The sequence below is a fragment of the Effusibacillus pohliae DSM 22757 genome (genome assembly GCF_000376225.1).
GTDB lineage: Bacteria > Bacillota > Bacilli > Tumebacillales > Effusibacillaceae > Effusibacillus > Effusibacillus pohliae.
The window spans coordinates 1-16,979 of sequence record NZ_AQXL01000101.1; the positions used below are offsets into that span (position 1 = coordinate 1).

18 protein-coding genes are annotated in these 16,979 nt (G+C 56.4%); 16 read left to right on the top strand and 2 right to left on the bottom strand.

Annotated features, from left to right (window positions below):
• Positions 1-554 precede the first annotated feature (554 nt).
• Positions 555-2,954: a penicillin acylase family protein gene (locus C230_RS0104345; RefSeq protein WP_018130816.1), complete on the bottom strand. Its 2,400-nt coding sequence runs from the start codon at positions 2,952-2,954 to the stop codon at positions 555-557.
• A gap of 188 nt (positions 2,955-3,142) precedes the next feature.
• On the opposite strand from C230_RS0104345, the gene C230_RS0104350 reads away from it, so the two are divergent.
• The 14 genes from C230_RS0104350 to yajC all read left to right on the top strand — a co-directional run bounded on the left by C230_RS0104350 (position 3,143) and on the right by yajC (position 14,908).
• Entirely contained in the window at positions 3,143-4,213 is a 1,071-nt protein-coding gene (locus C230_RS0104350; RefSeq protein WP_018130817.1) for a LysM peptidoglycan-binding domain-containing protein, read from the top strand.
• A 46-nt stretch (positions 4,214-4,259) separates the two neighbouring features.
• Entirely contained in the window at positions 4,260-4,439 is a 180-nt protein-coding gene (locus tag C230_RS22360) for a hypothetical protein (RefSeq protein ID WP_156807342.1), read from the top strand.
• Between the two features lie 15 nt (positions 4,440-4,454).
• Positions 4,455-5,384 carry an NAD(+) synthase gene (nadE, locus tag C230_RS0104360; RefSeq protein WP_018130819.1) on the top strand — a complete coding sequence of 310 codons (930 nt, stop codon included), beginning with the start codon at positions 4,455-4,457 and terminating at the stop codon, positions 5,382-5,384.
• A 169-nt stretch (positions 5,385-5,553) separates the two neighbouring features.
• Positions 5,554-6,306: a YebC/PmpR family DNA-binding transcriptional regulator gene (locus tag C230_RS0104365; protein WP_018130820.1), complete on the top strand. Its 753-nt coding sequence runs from the start codon at positions 5,554-5,556 to the stop codon at positions 6,304-6,306.
• Positions 6,307-6,508: 202 nt separating this feature from the next.
• Positions 6,509-7,510, top strand: coding sequence for a CobW family GTP-binding protein (locus tag C230_RS0104370; protein ID WP_018130821.1), 1,002 nt, complete (start codon positions 6,509-6,511; stop codon positions 7,508-7,510).
• Between the two features lie 151 nt (positions 7,511-7,661).
• A complete protein-coding gene (ruvC, locus tag C230_RS0104375; RefSeq protein WP_018130822.1) occupies positions 7,662-8,165 on the top strand; it encodes a crossover junction endodeoxyribonuclease RuvC in 504 nt (167 codons plus the stop codon).
• Complete coding sequence (gene ruvA, locus C230_RS0104380) at positions 8,162-8,770, top strand: Holliday junction branch migration protein RuvA (protein ID WP_018130823.1); 609 nt, start codon at positions 8,162-8,164, stop codon at positions 8,768-8,770. The genes ruvC and ruvA overlap by 4 nt, the downstream gene beginning before the upstream one ends.
• Positions 8,771-8,855: 85 nt before the next feature.
• Positions 8,856-9,863: a Holliday junction branch migration DNA helicase RuvB gene (ruvB, locus tag C230_RS0104385; RefSeq protein WP_018130824.1), complete on the top strand. Its 1,008-nt coding sequence runs from the start codon at positions 8,856-8,858 to the stop codon at positions 9,861-9,863.
• Positions 9,847-10,071, top strand: coding sequence for a DUF2905 domain-containing protein (locus tag C230_RS0104390; RefSeq protein WP_018130825.1), 225 nt, complete (start codon positions 9,847-9,849; stop codon positions 10,069-10,071). Before ruvB ends, C230_RS0104390 begins: the two co-directional genes overlap by 17 nt.
• A gap of 61 nt (positions 10,072-10,132) precedes the next feature.
• On the top strand, positions 10,133-10,876 hold the full coding sequence (sigI, locus tag C230_RS0104395; protein ID WP_018130826.1) for an RNA polymerase sigma factor SigI: 744 nt from the start codon (positions 10,133-10,135) through the stop codon (positions 10,874-10,876).
• 14 nt (positions 10,877-10,890) lie between these two features.
• On the top strand, positions 10,891-12,024 hold the full coding sequence (locus C230_RS0104400) for an anti-sigma factor domain-containing protein (RefSeq protein ID WP_018130827.1): 1,134 nt from the start codon (positions 10,891-10,893) through the stop codon (positions 12,022-12,024).
• A gap of 281 nt (positions 12,025-12,305) precedes the next feature.
• Entirely contained in the window at positions 12,306-13,436 is a 1,131-nt protein-coding gene (gene queA, locus C230_RS0104405) for a tRNA preQ1(34) S-adenosylmethionine ribosyltransferase-isomerase QueA (RefSeq protein ID WP_018130828.1), read from the top strand.
• A 20-nt stretch (positions 13,437-13,456) separates the two neighbouring features.
• On the top strand, positions 13,457-14,581 hold the full coding sequence (gene tgt, locus C230_RS0104410; RefSeq protein WP_018130829.1) for a tRNA guanosine(34) transglycosylase Tgt: 1,125 nt from the start codon (positions 13,457-13,459) through the stop codon (positions 14,579-14,581).
• A gap of 30 nt (positions 14,582-14,611) precedes the next feature.
• Positions 14,612-14,908 carry a preprotein translocase subunit YajC gene (gene yajC / locus C230_RS0104415; protein ID WP_018130830.1) on the top strand — a complete coding sequence of 99 codons (297 nt, stop codon included), beginning with the start codon at positions 14,612-14,614 and terminating at the stop codon, positions 14,906-14,908.
• Positions 14,909-14,965: 57 nt separating this feature from the next.
• Here yajC and C230_RS19425 read toward each other — a convergent pair whose 3' ends face one another.
• Positions 14,966-15,367: a TIGR04086 family membrane protein gene (locus C230_RS19425; RefSeq protein WP_018130831.1), complete on the bottom strand. Its 402-nt coding sequence runs from the start codon at positions 15,365-15,367 to the stop codon at positions 14,966-14,968.
• 99 nt (positions 15,368-15,466) lie between these two features.
• On the opposite strand from C230_RS19425, the gene C230_RS19430 reads away from it, so the two are divergent.
• Together C230_RS19430 and C230_RS0104430 are read left to right on the top strand one after the other, a co-directional pair.
• Positions 15,467-16,189 carry a DUF421 domain-containing protein gene (locus tag C230_RS19430; RefSeq protein ID WP_245533966.1) on the top strand — a complete coding sequence of 241 codons (723 nt, stop codon included), beginning with the start codon at positions 15,467-15,469 and terminating at the stop codon, positions 16,187-16,189.
• A gap of 126 nt (positions 16,190-16,315) precedes the next feature.
• On the top strand, positions 16,316-16,963 hold the full coding sequence (locus C230_RS0104430) for a TerC family protein (protein ID WP_245533967.1): 648 nt from the start codon (positions 16,316-16,318) through the stop codon (positions 16,961-16,963).
• Positions 16,964-16,979 lie beyond the last annotated feature (16 nt).

The window sequence follows — 16,979 nt, forward strand, 5'->3', positions numbered from 1 at the left end:
TAGCAAACGACATACCGCATCAGGAGAGGTTGGTCAAGTGCTCTCCTTGACGAATCTCTCCTGATGCGGTTCAATTCAGCCTGGGCAAAGCCATGGACAGAGAAACTCCAACCCAAAAAGAATTTACACAAAAATCCGGACTTGACCTCAAATGTATGGTGGTGTCACAATTATTATTGCTAAATTATTATAGAGACTTTTCATAGGGGAGATAACTTCTCTCTGAAAAGCTGAAATCATTTGGGGAGGAAGAGACAAAAAAATTGGGCTTACTCATGGCGAAAGCCCAGCAAGTTCAGGAGCCAAAAGTTGAAAATTTCCCGTATAAGATTGTTCTGTCCACTTCGCCAGCGATGTTAGAGCATAACAAGAAGCAAACACGGGCCGAAATGTTTTTGTTTGAGCGAAACAACCAATATTATCTGTTTTATGACAACAAGGGTCTTCCTGTTGCCCCAGGAATTCAAAGATCGGTTGGAAAGCTACGATATAAAACTGTTCGGGAGTACACAGTGAGATGTGCAATCTGTGTACTCCCTCATTTTTAAGGCTTTTTACGGTCGCAACACCAGCACGCGGTCGCCGGCTGCCCGCTGCACATCCTCGTCGCTAAACCACATCGTTTTGTACTGGCCCTGCAGCCACTTGTCGATCTGGTCGTCATAATGTTGGCTGAACGGGTGGCCGGAACTGCCGCCAAACAGGATGTCGACCGCCTGGTTCAGATTGGCCAGATCGACTCCGTACCGCCACGGGGCGGAGGATGTGACCTCGTACGGATGTTTCAGCGGATAGGAGGCTGCCCCGACCGTCACCGAACTGCCGCCCATGCCAAACGGCCCTTTGTTGAGAATCAGGTTGAGCCCCGCCTGCACGCCCAGCGGATGATCGAACGTGATCGTATGCAGTTTGCCCCATGTCCAGCCATCCGGGTCCTTCCCCAGCCGCTTGCCCAGATCGGCAACCGCGTCGTCAAACGACTTCAGGATGATGGCGGTCCGGTCCTCCTGTTTTGGAGTGGTCACATCGTCGAACCAGGAGGACCCTTCCAACAGGAAGCGGTCCATCGTATTGACGGCGTTGCCGTGCGAAAGAAAATCGTTGTACAGCTGCTCGCCCAGCTCGTCTGCAAACGTGTTTTTCAACATTTTCAAATAAAGAGTGTGGTAAATGGTGGGCCCCGGCTCGTTCGGATTGTCCTGCGGGTTGCCGTCCAGCCATTTGAGGAGCAGCGCTTTCGCCCGCTCTGTTTCTCCCGACCCATTCTGCTGGCCGAGCGCTTCTTTTAAGATGGGAGCCAGTTTGCGGGCCTGCAGATTGTTCCAATTGTTCTGGATCGACACCACATCCTGCAGGGTGAGATCCTTTTTTCCGTTCAGCGACTCGAAAATCGACTGCGCCCGATACGGCGGGGCCCACTCATGCGTCAGAAAATACGGGTACTGGTCGTCGATCACCTTGTTGTTAGCCGTCACAATAAATCCCTGTTTCGGGTTGACGACGGTCGGCAACTGGTCATACGGAATATAGCCGATCCATTCGTATTCGCCCGTCCACCCGGGAACTGGCAGCAGTCCGTCGCCTTTGGCGCGGATCGGGATCAGCCCGTTGGCGCGGTAGGCGATCGTTCCCTGCTTGTCGGCGAACACGAAATTTTGGGCCGGCACTTTGAACTGGTCGAGCGCCTGTTTGAACTCCTGCCAATTTTTTGCCCGGTCGAACCCGATGATCGCCTGCAGTTCGGTCGTCGGCAGATGGTTGGTCCACTTGAGGGCCAGCGGCGCCGACTGTTTGAACACGTCGGAGATGACCGGACCATGCCGGGTGACCAGCACTTCAAACGGAACGGGCGCTTTTCCCTTGACCGGAATGTCATAGGAAAATACCTGGGCATTTTCCCATTTTTCCTGAAACTCAAACTGGCGGGGATTGTTCGGATTTCGCTTCTCAATGTACAGATCCTGCACGTCCGGATTGACGTTGGTGACTCCCCAGGCGACCGAATCGTTGTGGCCGACCACCACGCCCGGCACACCCGGAAAAATCACTCCGGTCACATTCAGTTCCCCCGGCACATGCAAATGGTTCTGGTACCAGATGGAGGGGGCCTTGATTTCGAGGTGCATGTCGTTCGCCAGGATCGGCAGGCCGGATTTTGTCATTGAACCGCCGACCACCCAGTTGTTGCTGCCCACGCCAACACCTGGGATGCCCGCCTGTTTGCGTCCGGTCTGGCCGATCAGCGCGAGGAGCTGCTCGGCCGCCTGCGCGGTGCCGCCCGCTTTGCGCCACGCTTCCTGCATGATGGTGGCGCCGTCTTTCGGATCGCTCGGGAAAATCTCTTTCGCTTTGGCCTCTCCCAGTTTGTCAACCGCCGCCATCAGCAGCAGTTCCGTTTCCATGTTGCCGCCGAGCACCCACGACATGTATTTGCCGATCGCCAGCGAATCGGTTGGCGTCCACGGCTCTGGTTCATAGCCGAGGAGGGTGAACTCAGGCGGCAGCTTGCTGCGGTTTTGCGCCACAAACGCGTTCACTCCGTCCGCATACCGTTGCAAATAGTTGCGAAATTCCGGGGTCAGTGCCTGTTCGCTCCCCTGCCCGGCGCGGTAGAAACCGACCGCCAGGAAAAATTTGTCCGCATCGAGCAGTTTTTCACCGAGGATTTCCGACAGTTTGCCCTGCACCGCTCGCCGCGACAGATCCATTTCGAACAGGCGATCTTGCGCCTGCGCGTAGCCTTGCGCGAAAAATGCGTCTTCCAGCGATTTCGCATAGATGTGGGGAATGCCCCACTCGTCACGGTAGATTTTCACTGCCTGGCGAACGCCGGTCGGTTCGGAGATGCCCTGCATGACCGGGATGCTGCGCCTGACAAACCAGCCGCCGCCGGCAAGCCCGATTACCAGCAGCGCAACGAGTACGATAGCGCTCCATTTGAATAACCGCTTCATAAGCGCCCCCCATTACCGTCAATTTTCTGAAACCATTATCTATTTCGACTGACTGGTCATAATTCCTGCTTCCCACTCGGCGGGGCTTGCCGTGTTTTGGATAGGTGCCTATTTTTACCGAATTCATGGCAAATGCCTGCAGGGCGCATATACTGCAAGTGATATTCGACCCAGGGGAGGACGATGGCTTGAAGACTCACGTGGTTCAACCGGGCGACACGTTATGGAAAATCGCCAAGGCGCACGGAGTGCCCCTTGCGTCCGTAATCGCAGCCAATCCGCAAATCACCGATCCTGACAAAATCGATCCGGGGATGACCGTTCACGTGCCGACAGAGACGGAAAACCCGGCCGAACCGCCGCCCTCAGCAGAGGTTAAAGCCGATGCGGGCGTGCTGTCAGAGGTACGGGAGACGCCGTTCAACCCATTTTCAATGTCGGAGGGGATGAAAATGCATCAATATGTTGTGCAGAGCGGTGACACCTTGTGGAAGATCGCCAAAAAAACGGGGCATTCGCTCGCCAGCATCATCGCGGCCAATCCGCAAATCGCCAACCCGGACTTGATCATGCCGGGGCAAGTGATCAACATTCCGGATATGCACGCAACGGGTCCTGGGATGCCGATCCCCCCGGAGAGCGTACCGATGCACCCGAAGGAGAAACTGATGATGCCGAAACCGATGGTGACGGCGCCAAAAGAGGTCGTGACAGCTCCAAAGCCTGTGCTGCCGCCAATGCCTGCACCGGTGCATCATTACCATCATCAGGACGTAGATGTGATGATGCTCGATTATCATCCGATGACGCTTGAGTATCATCCGATCATGCTCGATTATCATCCGTATTACGTGATCCAGCCGCCTGTCAAAGTGGAAGTGAAACCACCAAAAGCGAAACCGGTTGTTACGAAACCTGTCCTGCCCAAACCTGTGCATCCGATTCCCTGTCCGCTGCCGGTGTACAGTCTGTGTCCGCCGGGAACTCACCCGTTCCTGATGGATGAGTTTGGCAATCTTTATCCCTATCCGGGGTATCCTTATCCGGGACCGCACATGGTGCCCACATTTCCCGCTCCGTATGTGGCAGGGCCAGCGGTCGCGCCGACGCCAGGTGCAGTGCCTCGTCCGCCCGTGATGCCGCCTGCGATGTACCCGCCGCCTGCCGCAGTCCCGCGCGAAACGGAATCCGCACAGGATTGGCACAAATCGTTCCCGGCGATGCCGCAGCAGCGGGAACCGGAGAAGCCTGGCGAATAACGGCGCGAAACAGCGAACCCGCGCGACAGGATCGGATGTGCACCCCTTGGAACAGGCATTGGGAACCACCCTTGATGCCGGTCTGTTCCAGGGGGTGCATTCGCTTGAAGGGGGAGAATTTGCTTGGAACGCCTCACCCTCTCTTTGTTTTTCCGCTGAACCGCGTTATACTGAAAAAGATCCTCTGTCTTTTGTCGTCAGGAGTTTTGAAGAAAGAAATCGATAGAAGGGGCGGCTAGCAATGGACGGAAAAAAAGTGGTCAAGGTAATCGCCGGTCAGTTCAGCCCCAGCTACGGACTCGTGCAGGGCGAAACCGACGGCAGCCTGCTTTGCAGATTGTCGGGGGCCCATTTTTTGAAAGGGAAAATCCCGATTCCACGGGAGCAGACCGAACCGGTCGACGATGTCCGAGCCGGGGTGGCGTATTACACGATCGACAATCTGGTGTGGTGGATTCGCCACAAGATTGAGGAAGCGAAAGCGAACGGCGTCGTCGTAGGAGTGTCGGGCGGGATCGACAGCGCGGTTGTGTCCGCCCTCTGCAAGAAGGCGTTCCCGGACCGGTCGCTCGGCTTGATCATGCCTTGCAACAGCATTCCGGAAGACCGGGAGTACGCCGAAATGGTGTGCAGAGCGATCGGGCTCGACTATAAAGTGATCGACCTGTCGGAAACCTTCAATCTGATGATGAAAACGGCACAATTGAGCGGCCTGGTGGGGGAATCGCCGCATCCGCTGGTCGGCGGCAACCTGAAAGCGCGGCTGCGGATGTCGAGTTTGTACCTGGCGGCGCAGGAACGCGGTTACCTGGTGGTGGGAACCGACAATGCGGCGGAAACGGTCACCGGCTATTTTACCAAATATGGAGACGGCGGAGTCGACATCCTGCCGATCAGCTCGCTGTTGAAGCGGCAGGTGCGGGAATTGGCCCGCTACCTGAACATCCCGGAGGCGGTGATTACAAAGCCGCCGTCGGCGGGGCTGTACGTCGGTCAAACGGATGAAGCGGAAATGGGTCTCCGCTACGATGACATCGACGATTACATCGCTGGATTTGAGATCCCGGCGGACGTCAAAAAACGGATCCAGGAAATGGAGGCCCGCAGCCAGCATAAGCGGGAACTGCCGCCGTCGGCACCGAAGGAAATGAACGCATTGTTTGTGAAGTGACGAAAAAGGGGATCTCTTCGCTGAAGGGAGCCCCATTTTTTCTGTCATACGGGATCGGCGAAACGGCTGGCTGTGGTGGGAAATCTTGCTGGCGGCAGGGCTTTGACCGTTTTTTGACGGCTGTGCTAGACTTGGAAAAGGGGACTTTGATCTGTGAGGTGTTATCAGAATGGCAGGACATTCCAAATGGAAAAACATTCAACATAGAAAAGGCAAGCAGGATGCCATTCGCGGCAAGCTGTTCACCAAACTGTCGCGGGAGATTTTCAACGCGGCGCGGGCGGGCGGCGGCAACCCCGACACCAACTTCCGGCTGCGTATGGCGATCGAAAAAGCGCGGGAAGCCAATATGCCGTCCGATAACATCCAGCGGACAATCGACAAGGCGCTCGGCAACATTCCGGGCGTTACCTATGAGGAACTCGTCTATGAAGGGTACGGTCCGGGCGGTGTCGCGGTGATGCTGGAACTGTTATCCGATAACCGCAACCGGACAGCCGCCGAGATCCGCCACATTTTTTCCAAGCGGGGCGGCAACTTGGGCGAGACCGGCTGTGTCAGCTGGATGTTTGAACGCAAAGGCGTGCTGACTGTCGCGAAGGAAGGCTGCCCGTTTTCCGAGGATGATCTGATGATGCTGGCGCTGGAAGCGGGTGCGGCCGATTTTTCCTCGGAGGAGGAGTGGTACGAAATCACCACGTCGCCGGAAGATTTCGCGCAGGTGCAGGAGGCGCTCGCCGGTCAGGGAGTCAAATTCGAGGAGGCGACCGTCACATTTGTGCCGCAAAATACAGTCGAACTGCACGGCGAGGACGCGAAGAAAATGCTCCAACTCTATGAAGCGTTGGAGGAGCATGACGATGTGCAAGCGGTGTACGCCAACTTCGAAATCTCCGAGGAAGAGTTGGAGAGGATCGAGTAGGAAAGGCATCACCCGGCTGGGGAACATGGACGGCTTTGAAGTGTGCCGCGAAATCCGCAAGGATTCCAAGAAGAGGAAGACGCAAAAGTGCGTGATCGTGCTACCCTTCAAGTTTGTGCCAAGGCGAGACAAACTTGAAGGGTTTTTCCATGTCTCATGGTATACTGTTGCAGAGGATACAACCGGTTTTGGGGGGATATCGATGAATCCAGTCGACGAGCGGATTCCGGCGACCATTTTGACAGGGGCGCTGGGCAGCGGAAAAACCACGTTGTTGAACTATATTTTGCAGGAAAATCACGGGCTGAGGGTGGCGGTAATCGTCAACGAATTCGGTGAAATCCCGATCGATCACCACCTGGTCGTCGGCACCGATGAGGAAGTCGTGGAACTGGCAAACGGCTGTATCTGTTGTACGGTGCGGGAGGATTTGCAGCAGGAGATCGGGAAAATCCTGCAGCGACCGGACCGGCCCGAATATCTGCTGGTCGAGACCACTGGCCTGGCCGATCCGCGGCCGGTGGCGCAGACGTTTTTGCTGGATGAACTGTGTGAGCAGGTCCGGTTGGACGGCATTGTGACGGTGGTCGATGCGAGCCGATTTTCCGAAAATCTGCAGTTGAGCGGCACGGCTGTCGATCAGATCCTGGCCGGCGACATTTTGCTGCTGAACAAAACGGATCTGGTCACACCGGAAAAAATCGCCGAGATCCAGGAGGAAATCCGCGATCTGAACCCGTCCGCCCGGATTTTGCAAACGGCTCATGCGAAAGTCGATCTCAGGCTGCTGCTCGACGTTGGGATGTTCCAACTGGAGCGTTTGTTTGCGGCCGACCCGAAGAAACCGGAGCTGCCGCTGCTCGATGATTGCCCGGCTTGCGCGGCCGGCGAGGAGCATGAGCATGCCAGCCATTTGCATGACGACGAGATTTCCTCTGTATCGTTTGCGTCGGATCGTCCGTTTGACTACGACAAGCTGGGGGGGTTCATGGGCAACCTGCCGGAAGGGATTTTTCGCGGGAAAGGGATCCTTTGGATCGACGGCTATGACGAAAAATTGATCTTCCACCTGGTGGGCGACCGCAGCCAGGCGGTGGCGGGCGGCGATTGGGGAACGGAGCCCCGGCAGAACAAGCTGGTGCTGATCGGCAAACGGCTCAACCGGGAGGAAATCATCAAACGGCTGCAAGAGTGTTTGCGATAACGTATTGCTTGCGGTCAGGGGGCGGCGGACATGTCCAAGGATGTGGCGTGAGCCTGGTGGGAGACCGGGGTGTGCTTGCAGCTGGCCGGCGGCGGGCAGGTAGGTAATCGGCAGCGTATGGCGAATAGATAGGGGAGGGTGTGCGGGGTCCATGCGCATTTTGGGGATTGACCCCGGCTACGGCCGGACGGGTTACGGGGTCATCGAACTGTCAGGCAATCGAATACGACCGCTGGAATTTGGGCTGATTGAGACGAACAAACAACTGCCGCTGGAACAACGGTTGCTGCAAATCCACGACTCGCTGCTGGAAATCATCGGCCGCCGGCAGCCGGCTGCGCTGGCGGTGGAAGAACTGTTTTTCAGCAAAAATGTGACAACTGGCATCGGCGTTAGCCAGGCACGGGGTGTTGCGCTGCTGGCGGCGGCGAAAACCGGTTTGCAGGTGGCCGAGTACAAGCCGGCTGAAGTGAAACAGTCGCTCACCGGTTATGGCAAGGCGGACAAACAACAAATCCAGGAGATGGTCCGCATCTTCCTGGGGCTGCCGGACCCGCCGAAGCCGGACGATGTGGCTGACGCGTTGGCGGTCGCCATCACGCATGCCCATATCGCTCCGTTTCGGGCGCAAGTGGAGAGGAAGAGTTTTCCGTGATCGCATTTGTCGAAGGCATTGTGGAAGAAGTAGCGATCGATCAGGTCGTGTTGAATGTGAACGGAATCGGCTACCGGGTGTTCGTGTCAGGCACAACCGCCTATTCGATGCAGGCGGGTTCCCGGGAGCGTCTGCACACCCATCAGCATGTGCGGGAAGACGGCATCGTGCTGTTCGGGTTTAAAACCAGACAGGAACGGGATCTCTTCGTCCGCCTGCTGAACGTGTCGGGAATCGGGCCGAAAGGGGCGCTGGCGGTCGTCGGATCGGCGCCGATCGCCGATGTCGTGGCGGCGATTCAGGAGGAACGGATTGATTTTCTGAAAAAATTGCCGGGCATCGGCCAGAAAACGGCGCAGCGGATGATTCTGGAACTGAAGGACAAACTGGACGATCTGCGCCTGCCGGGATTTGACGGGATTTCCGAGCATGCGCAAGCTGGTTTCGCGCGAGGCGACAGCGAACTGTTTGATGCCTTGCTGGCCCTCGGCTATAATGAAAAAGAGGCGCGCGGAGTCGTACGGGCGCTTGCGAAAGAGATAGAGGACGGTATTCCGTTGGAATCGCTGATTAAGCAAGCCTTGCAACTGCTCGCAAGAAAATAGATTGGCCCCGCGCCAGACAATCGGTTTCGGGGCACAACAGCGAAGACCATCGTCACTTTCGTGGGTGATTGTTAGGAGCGAGGTCATGGAAGAACGGGTGATAGCCGCACATTATATGGGGGAGGACGGAGCTTTGGAGTCGCTCCGCCCTCGCTATTTGCAAGAATATATCGGGCAGAACCGCGTGAAAGAGAATCTGCGGGTGTTCATTCAAGCTGCAAAAATGCGCAAGGAAGCGCTCGATCACGTGCTGCTGTACGGTCCGCCGGGACTCGGCAAGACCACGCTGTCCTATATCATTGCGAATGAGCTCGGCGTCAACATTCGCATCACGTCCGGGCCGGCGATTGAGCGTCCCGGCGATCTGGCCGCCCTACTGACCAATCTGCAGCACGGCGATGTGCTGTTCATCGATGAGATTCACCGGCTGAACCGGGCGGTGGAGGAAGTGTTGTACCCGGCAATGGAAGATTTTGCGCTGGACATTATCATCGGAAAAGGGCCGAGCGCCCGTTCCGTGCGGCTCGATTTGCCGCCGTTCACGCTGGTCGGGGCGACCACCCGGGCAGGGCTTTTGTCGTCTCCGCTGCGCGACCGGTTTGGCGTCGTCAGCCACCTCGATTATTACACGACCGAGGATCTTTGCCGGATTGTGCTGCGGGCGGCCGATATTTTGCAAGTCAAAATTTTGCCGGAGGCGGCGGCGGAAATCGCCAGCCGATCGCGCGGCACCCCACGGGTGGCCAACCGCCTGTTGAAACGGGTGCGCGATTTCGCGCAAGTGCGGGGAGACGGTATCATCACACCAGCGATTGCGGCCGATGCCCTGCAGCAGATTCAGGTCGATCGCCTGGGGCTGGATCAGGTCGACCATAAACTGCTGTTGGCGATCATCGACAAATTTGACGGAGGCCCTGTCGGACTGGACACGATCGCGGCGACGATCGGAGAGGAACCGGATACGATTGAGGATGTCTACGAGCCCTATCTGCTGCAAATCGGATTTTTGCAGCGGACTCCGCGGGGCCGTATGGTAACCCGTAACGCGTATGCTCATTTTGGGAGGACTGCTCCGAATGAATCCGGTAACTAAGGTTTTCTTGTGGATTGGAGTTGCGTTTCTTGTTCTCGCTTTCATCTGGCAAATCGGAGGCCGCTGGTTGGGCCACCTGGGAAGGCTGCCGGGCGACATCGTGATCAAAAAGGAGAATTTTTCCTTCTATTTTCCTATCACGACAAGCATCCTGATCAGCCTGGCATTGACCTTGGCAATGTTCTTATGGAACTACTTTCGCAAATAAAACGCTGCCCCCCACAAAAAACTGGCCGGCCTCGAAATTTATAGCAAGCGAGGTGGAATGGGTGTCGATCTTACCGTTCCGTCGCAAGAAAACGGAAGAGTACGCCGACGTGAACGAATGGGTCGAACAGGCCCGGCAAGGCGACTCTGACGTCCGAAACCGCCTATTGGAAAATTACATTCCGTTTATAGCCAAAAGCGCATCCCAGGCCACCGGCCGGTACATTGAGCCGGGGGTGGACGATGAGTTCAGCATTGCGCTTTCTGCTTTTAATGAGGCGATCGACCGGTACAACCAAGAACGAGGCAATTTCCTGAGTTTTGCCGATACGGTGATCAAACGGCGCCTGATCGATTTTTACCGTTCCCAGGCCACCCGGACGAAGGATATTCCGTTCAGCGATTTCGATATGGATGACGAGGAAGACCATGTCGTCAATTACGTGGAAGTCCAGAAATCGATCGATCTGCATTTGCAGCAGATGGAGACGGAGAGTCGGCAGGAGGAGATCCTCCGGTTCACCGAATGGTTGGCTGAATTTGACATCAGTCTGGAAGAACTGGTCGAGCTTTCGCCGAAACATGCGGACGCCCGCCAGAATGCGATGGAGGTGGCCCGTATCATCGCGAATGACGGGGAACTGCGGGACTATTTGTTGGAGAAGAAATCGCTGCCACTGAAGCTGTTGAGTTCGCGCATTTCCGTCAGCCGAAAAACGGTCGAACGGCAACGCAAATACATTATCGCAATCTCACTGATTTTAATTGGGGAATTTGAGATGCTCCAGGATTATATTCAAGGATGAGAAGGTGGGCAGTCATGCAAAAACAAAAAGGGGTAATCATGAAACTTACTGGCTCCCATGCGATAATCTTGACGCCCGACCGGCAGTTTCTTCGGATCCCGTTGCAGGACGGGATGCAGATCGGACAAGAGGTCGAATACCCGAACCTACCTGCCAAACTGTCTGTCGCCTGGCGAAAAATCGGCCTGCTTGCCGCTTCCCTTGCCTTGACGATCGGCATTTGGCAATCAATGTCCTGGCTTCGAACCGAACAGGTGTTTGCTTACGTGGCGATCGATATCAACCCTAGTTTTGAATTGGCGGTTGATAAAGAGAAGGAAGTGGTACAAGCGACCCCTCTCAACGCTGACGCGGAAAAGCTTATCGCGCATCTCAGATTGAAAGGAAAACCAATTGAAACAGCCGTCAACGAACTCGCGGCAGAAGCGGCAAAACAGGGGTTTGTCAAACCGGACGGGGAAATCCTGGTTACCGCATCGAACGCAGGCACGGTCCAATTCGACATTGCGGGATTGGAGCAAACAGTCATCTCATCCGTGCGGGAAACATTAAAGCAAAAAGGAATGGCTGCACGTGTGGGCGGGGTGCTGGTATCCGACAGCGTGCGGGAAGAAGCGAAAGCGCTCGGCTTGTCTCCTGGAAAATACGCCGTGTATTTGCAAGCAAAGGCGAGCGGACTGGAGATCAGCCTGGATGATTTGAAGCAGGAATCGGTGTCGTCCGTTGCCGTCAAGCACGGCGCCGGCATCGAGGAACTGGTCCGCAACATGACTGGAGACAAAATGCTGGAAGAACTATTGAAAGAACAGGAACAAAAAGCGAAGGCTGCCACCCGTCAGCCGGGCGACGCCGCGAATCCGAATCCGGCGAGCGGAAAAGGCTCGCAAGGGAATCACCTGTTGCCCAAACCGCAGCTGCCGCGTATCATCCATCGGGAAACGGACAAGGAAAAAGAGAAATCCAAAGATGGCGAACAGAAGGATGAACACAAGAAAGGCGATAAAAAATCGGACGACAAATCGGACGACAAGAAAAAGGACAAGGACAAAAAAGGGGACAAAGAGACCGGCTCAAACATTTTCAGACTGGTGATCCCGTTCCCCTCGTTGCTTGACTTGGACGGAAAGAAGCAAGGAGGGCAGGAGTGACTGACAGGAAATCCGCCCGGATCGGTTCCTGTCTTTTTTGTTTTTGCAGATTGCCGGCAGGAGATCGGCCCTGCCTGTCGAATTTGAGAGTGTTTCCTGTGGCGGGGAGAGTTATAAGTGTCCGCCAACATTGTAACACTAATACGAAAATCAAGATTTGCGGGCGTGTGCACCCAAGTGGTACAAGTCGCGTCGCGGCAGCAAGCTGCCGGATCGCGCTATGCGGCACGCCTTTTTGCGTGCGACAACCGATCACAGTGAAGAAGGAGCAGGAGAGGACCATGCGAGTCGAAGAGTTTGATTTTGATTTGCCGGAGGAACTGATCGCCCAACATCCGCTGCCGGAACGGACCGCATCGCGGCTTTTGGTGCTGCACCGGAAAACGGGCCGGATCGAACACCGGATGTTTACCGATTTGCTGGATTATTTGCAGCCGGACGATTGCCTGATTTTGAACGATACCCGGGTGATCCCGGCCCGGCTGTATGGGGTAAAGCCGGATACGGGCGCCCGGGTGGAGTTTTTGCTGCTGAACGAAAAACAGCCGGATGTGTGGGAAGTGCTGGTCCGCCCGGGAAAACGGCTGAAACCGGGGAGCCGGGTGGAGTTTGGCGAGGGGCTCTTGCGGGCAGAAATTCTCGATACGACGGAACAGGGCGGGCGGGTCGTGCGTTTTTTTTACGAGGGGATCTTTTTTGAGCTGCTGGAACGGCTGGGCGAAATGCCGCTGCCGCCCTATATCAACGAGCGGCTGGACGACGCGGAGCGCTACCAGACCGTTTTTTCACGGAAAAAAGGGTCTGCTGCCGCGCCGACGGCCGGACTGCATTTTACGGAAGAATTCCTGCAGCAGATTCGTGACAAAGGGGTCCGCATCGGATTTGTCACGTTGCATGTCGGGTTGGGAACGTTCCGGCCGGTGTCGGCCGACAGGGTGGAAGACCACCGGATGCATGCCGAGTATTACGAGTTTCCGCAAGCCACAGCCGATTTGATCCGTGACACGCGCGAGCGGGACGGCCGCGTGATTGCGGTTGGAACCACCGCCTGCCGGACGCTGGAAACGGTCGGCAGCCGGCTGGCAGAACGGATGGACAGCGGTTTGAACGGCAGCGGCGATGCTGGGGAAAGCGAGCAGATACGCAGCGGCTGCCAGGCAGACGCGATCGATAAGCGGGCGCTTGCTTCCGGGTTGCGCGAGGAGAGCGGCTGGACCGATATTTTCATCTATCCCGGTTATCAGTTCAAGCTGATCGACGGGCTGGTGACCAATTTTCACCTGCCAAAATCGACTTTGATCATGCTGGTGTCGGCGCTCGCCGGCCGCGAACGGGTGTTGCACGCGTATCGGGAAGCGGTGCGGGAGCGGTACCGGTTTTTCTCGTTTGGGGACGCGATGTTGATCATTTGACAGAAAAAGGGGGAAAGCAGATGGCTGTGCGATACGAACTGTTGACGACCGACAGGCAGACGGGAGCCCGCAGGGGTCGGCTGCACACGCCGCACGGAACGATCGAGACGCCCGTGTTCATGCCGGTCGGCACGCAGGCGACGGTGAAGGCCATGAGCCCGGAAGAGCTGAAAGAGATCGGGGCAGAGATTATCCTGTCGAATACATACCACCTGTTTCTGCGGCCCGGCCATGAGATTGTCCGGGAAGCGGGCGGGCTGCATTCGTTTATGAACTGGGATCGGGCGATCCTCACCGATTCCGGCGGGTTTCAGGTATTTTCCCTGTCGGATCTGCGGAAGATTACGGAGGAAGGTGTCGAGTTCCGGTCGCACCTGTCGGGGGAAAAGCTGTTTTTGTCGCCGGAAAAGGCGATCGAAGTGGAAAATGCGCTCGGTGCCGACATCATCATGGCGTTTGACGAGTGCCCGCCGTATCCCGCGACACGGGAATACCTGAAAGATTCGCTGGAACGGACGACGCGCTGGGCGAAGCGTTGCAAGCAGGCGCACCGGCGGCCGCACGACCAGGCACTGTTTGGCATCGTGCAGGGCGGGATGGAACGCGATCTGCGGGAACAAAGCGTGATGGAGCTGCTGGAACTCGATTTTCCGGGGTATGCGGTCGGCGGTTTGTCGGTCGGGGAACCCAAACCGCTGATGTACGATGTGCTCGCGTTCACGACACCGCTGTTGCCGAAAGACAAACCTCGCTATCTGATGGGAGTGGGCTCGCCTGATGATCTGTTTGAAGGGGTGATTCGCGGGATTGATATGTTCGACTGCGTGTTGCCAACGCGAATTGCCCGTAACGGAACCTGCATGACCTCCATCGGCAAGGTTGTCATCCGCAACGCGACGTACGTCCGCGACTGGGAAAAACTTGACCCGAACTGCGACTGTTACACGTGCCGCAATTATTCGCGCGCTTACATCCGGCATCTGATCAAGGCGGACGAGATCTTCGGGCTGCGCCTGACGAGCTATCACAATCTGTATTTTCTTGTCGACCTGATGCGAAAGATTCGGCTTGCCATCGAGGAGAATCGTTTGTTAGAATTCAAGAAGGAATTTTATTCCCAATACGGGTATGAAGACATCACATAGGGCGGACAAGCCCGAAGGAGGATACATAACGTGCAGCAGACGCTTTACCAACTGTTACCTTTTCTCCTGATGATTCTCATCTTTTATTTCCTGTTGATCCGCCCGCAGCAAAAGCGCGCGAAAGAGCGGAACGCGATGCTCGCCGGGTTGAAAAAAGGCGACCGCGTCGTAACGATCGGCGGCATGCACGGTACGATCACCGAACTGGATGATGACACCGTCACGTTGCGGGTGGCGGAGAACACGCGCATCAAGTTCGAACGCTCCGCTATCGGCAGCGTCAAACAATCGGCGGCGCAGCCGGCGAATGGGAACACGAACGAGTAACCGGAAGACCTGTTGGCTGAGCCAACAGGTCTTTATCAGGTGGAACGATGCGGGACGTCAACGCCGCGACCGGGTATTGACGCCGATAATACCGCCCAATCCGCCGATTGCCGACAACAGGACAATCTGGATCACATTATGCAACGTGAAGGATGCTGCCACGACGATCAGGCCGAGGAGCGTAATCGACACCGAATAAAACAGGCCTGTCAGCCCGCCGTAGTACCAGCCTTTTTCGCCAGAACGGCGGGCGGAAACGAACGAGCCGATCACCACGGCGGCCAGGTTGATGGCATATGTGATCACCGGCAATTTGCTTTCCGGAACGGCTGTCCAGGTGATCAGCGCGGTAGCAAGCAGTATCGCGCCGAACGCCACGGCGTACGCATAAATCAATCCATGCAGCACAGGTGCGCCGCCGAGCTGCGGTGCCATGTCACTGAACGATTTCCCCTTCATCACGATTCCTCCTCCGACTTGTTAGTTCATTCATATTCAGGCAAAACAGGCGTTATGAACACTCGTCCCTTGAGTCATACTACTTGGATGAAATGGGCCGTGAGGGGGATTTCACATGGGGTAGCCGATGTGCTGCGGCTCGCGGCGAAAACGATGATCGTCTACGTGCTTGTGCTGATTGCCCTGCGCGTGATGGGCAAGCGGGAAATTGGAAAATTGTCGGTGTTCGATCTGGTGGTGTCGATCATGATCGCGGAAGTGGCGGCCGTTTCGCTCGATTTGGAAGAGCCGTTTTGGCGCGGATTTTACATTGTCAGCCTGCTTGTGACGCTGCAGATCCTGGTTTCCTTCCTCTCGCTGAAAAGCCACCGGTTTCGCGAGTTGATCGAGGGGCGGCCGGCGTTTTTGATTCGCAACGGAAAAATCGACGATGCGGAGATGCGCCGAACCCGCTATTCCATGAGCGATCTGTTAACTCAACTGCGGGAAAAAAATGTCGCGCATGTCGGCGATGTGGAGTTTGCCATTCTCGAGACCACAGGCAAACTGTCCGTGTTTCCGAAAGAGGAAGCGTTGCCGGTGACGCGCGGCGATCTCGGGCTGCCCACCCGCCGCTTTCGCATGCCGCTGGCGCTGATCGTCGACGGCAAGCCAATGGAACGCAATCTGCAGGCGATCGGCTTTGACCGGGCGTGGCTGGAAGAGGAAATCCGCCACTACGGATACGATCGGATCGAGGATATTTTCTTCTGCAGCATCGATTATAAAGGCCGCATGTACTTTGACCGAAAGGATGCAGAGCAGAGCGATCGGGAGAACTGACATGCGAAGCCCGAAGTTCCGCTTTGCCGAACCCCCGGCACAGCGAGTGCTCCAAACGGTTCCCTTTGCATATACATGAAAGTGGATGTGAGCGGACAGGCAGGGGGAGCGAAAAAATTGGAACTGGTGTGGCCGATTTTCAACGTGATTCTGATTGACATCGTGCTCGGCGGGGACAACGCGATTTTTATCGCGATGGCTTGCAGGAGGCTGCCGCACCGTCTGCGAAAAAAGACGGTGTTTTGGGGAATGATGGGGGCCGTTGTCGTCCGGGCGGCGCTGGCCGTCGTGGCGATCCAGTTGATGCGGATTCCGCTGTTGGAACTGCTGGGTGGGCTGCTTCTGGTGTGGATCGCGTACCGGTTGCTCGTGCAAAATCACGGGCACCGGCCTGTACACGCTGGCCAAAATTTCTGGAGCGCGCTGAAAACGATCCTGATTGCCGACACGGTGATGGGAATCGACAACATCCTGGCGATCGCCGGGGCGGCGCACGGAAATGTGTGGGTGCTAATCACCGGATTTTTCGTCAGCATCCCGCTGATCATCTGGGGATCGCGGCTGCTCCTGCAGTGGATCGACCGGTACCCTGTCATCAGCTATGCGGGTGCGTCGATGATCGCCTGGACCGGCGGCAGCCTGATCGTCGAAGACGAGTTCGCCCACCGGTTCATGCAATTGGTTCCCTACGCCGATCTGGCAATTCCGCTGTTGCTCGCGATTGTCGTTGTTATCTCAGGATTGTGGAAAAATGCACGGCTGGTCAGGGTGTGAGCAAGGCTCCCGCGAA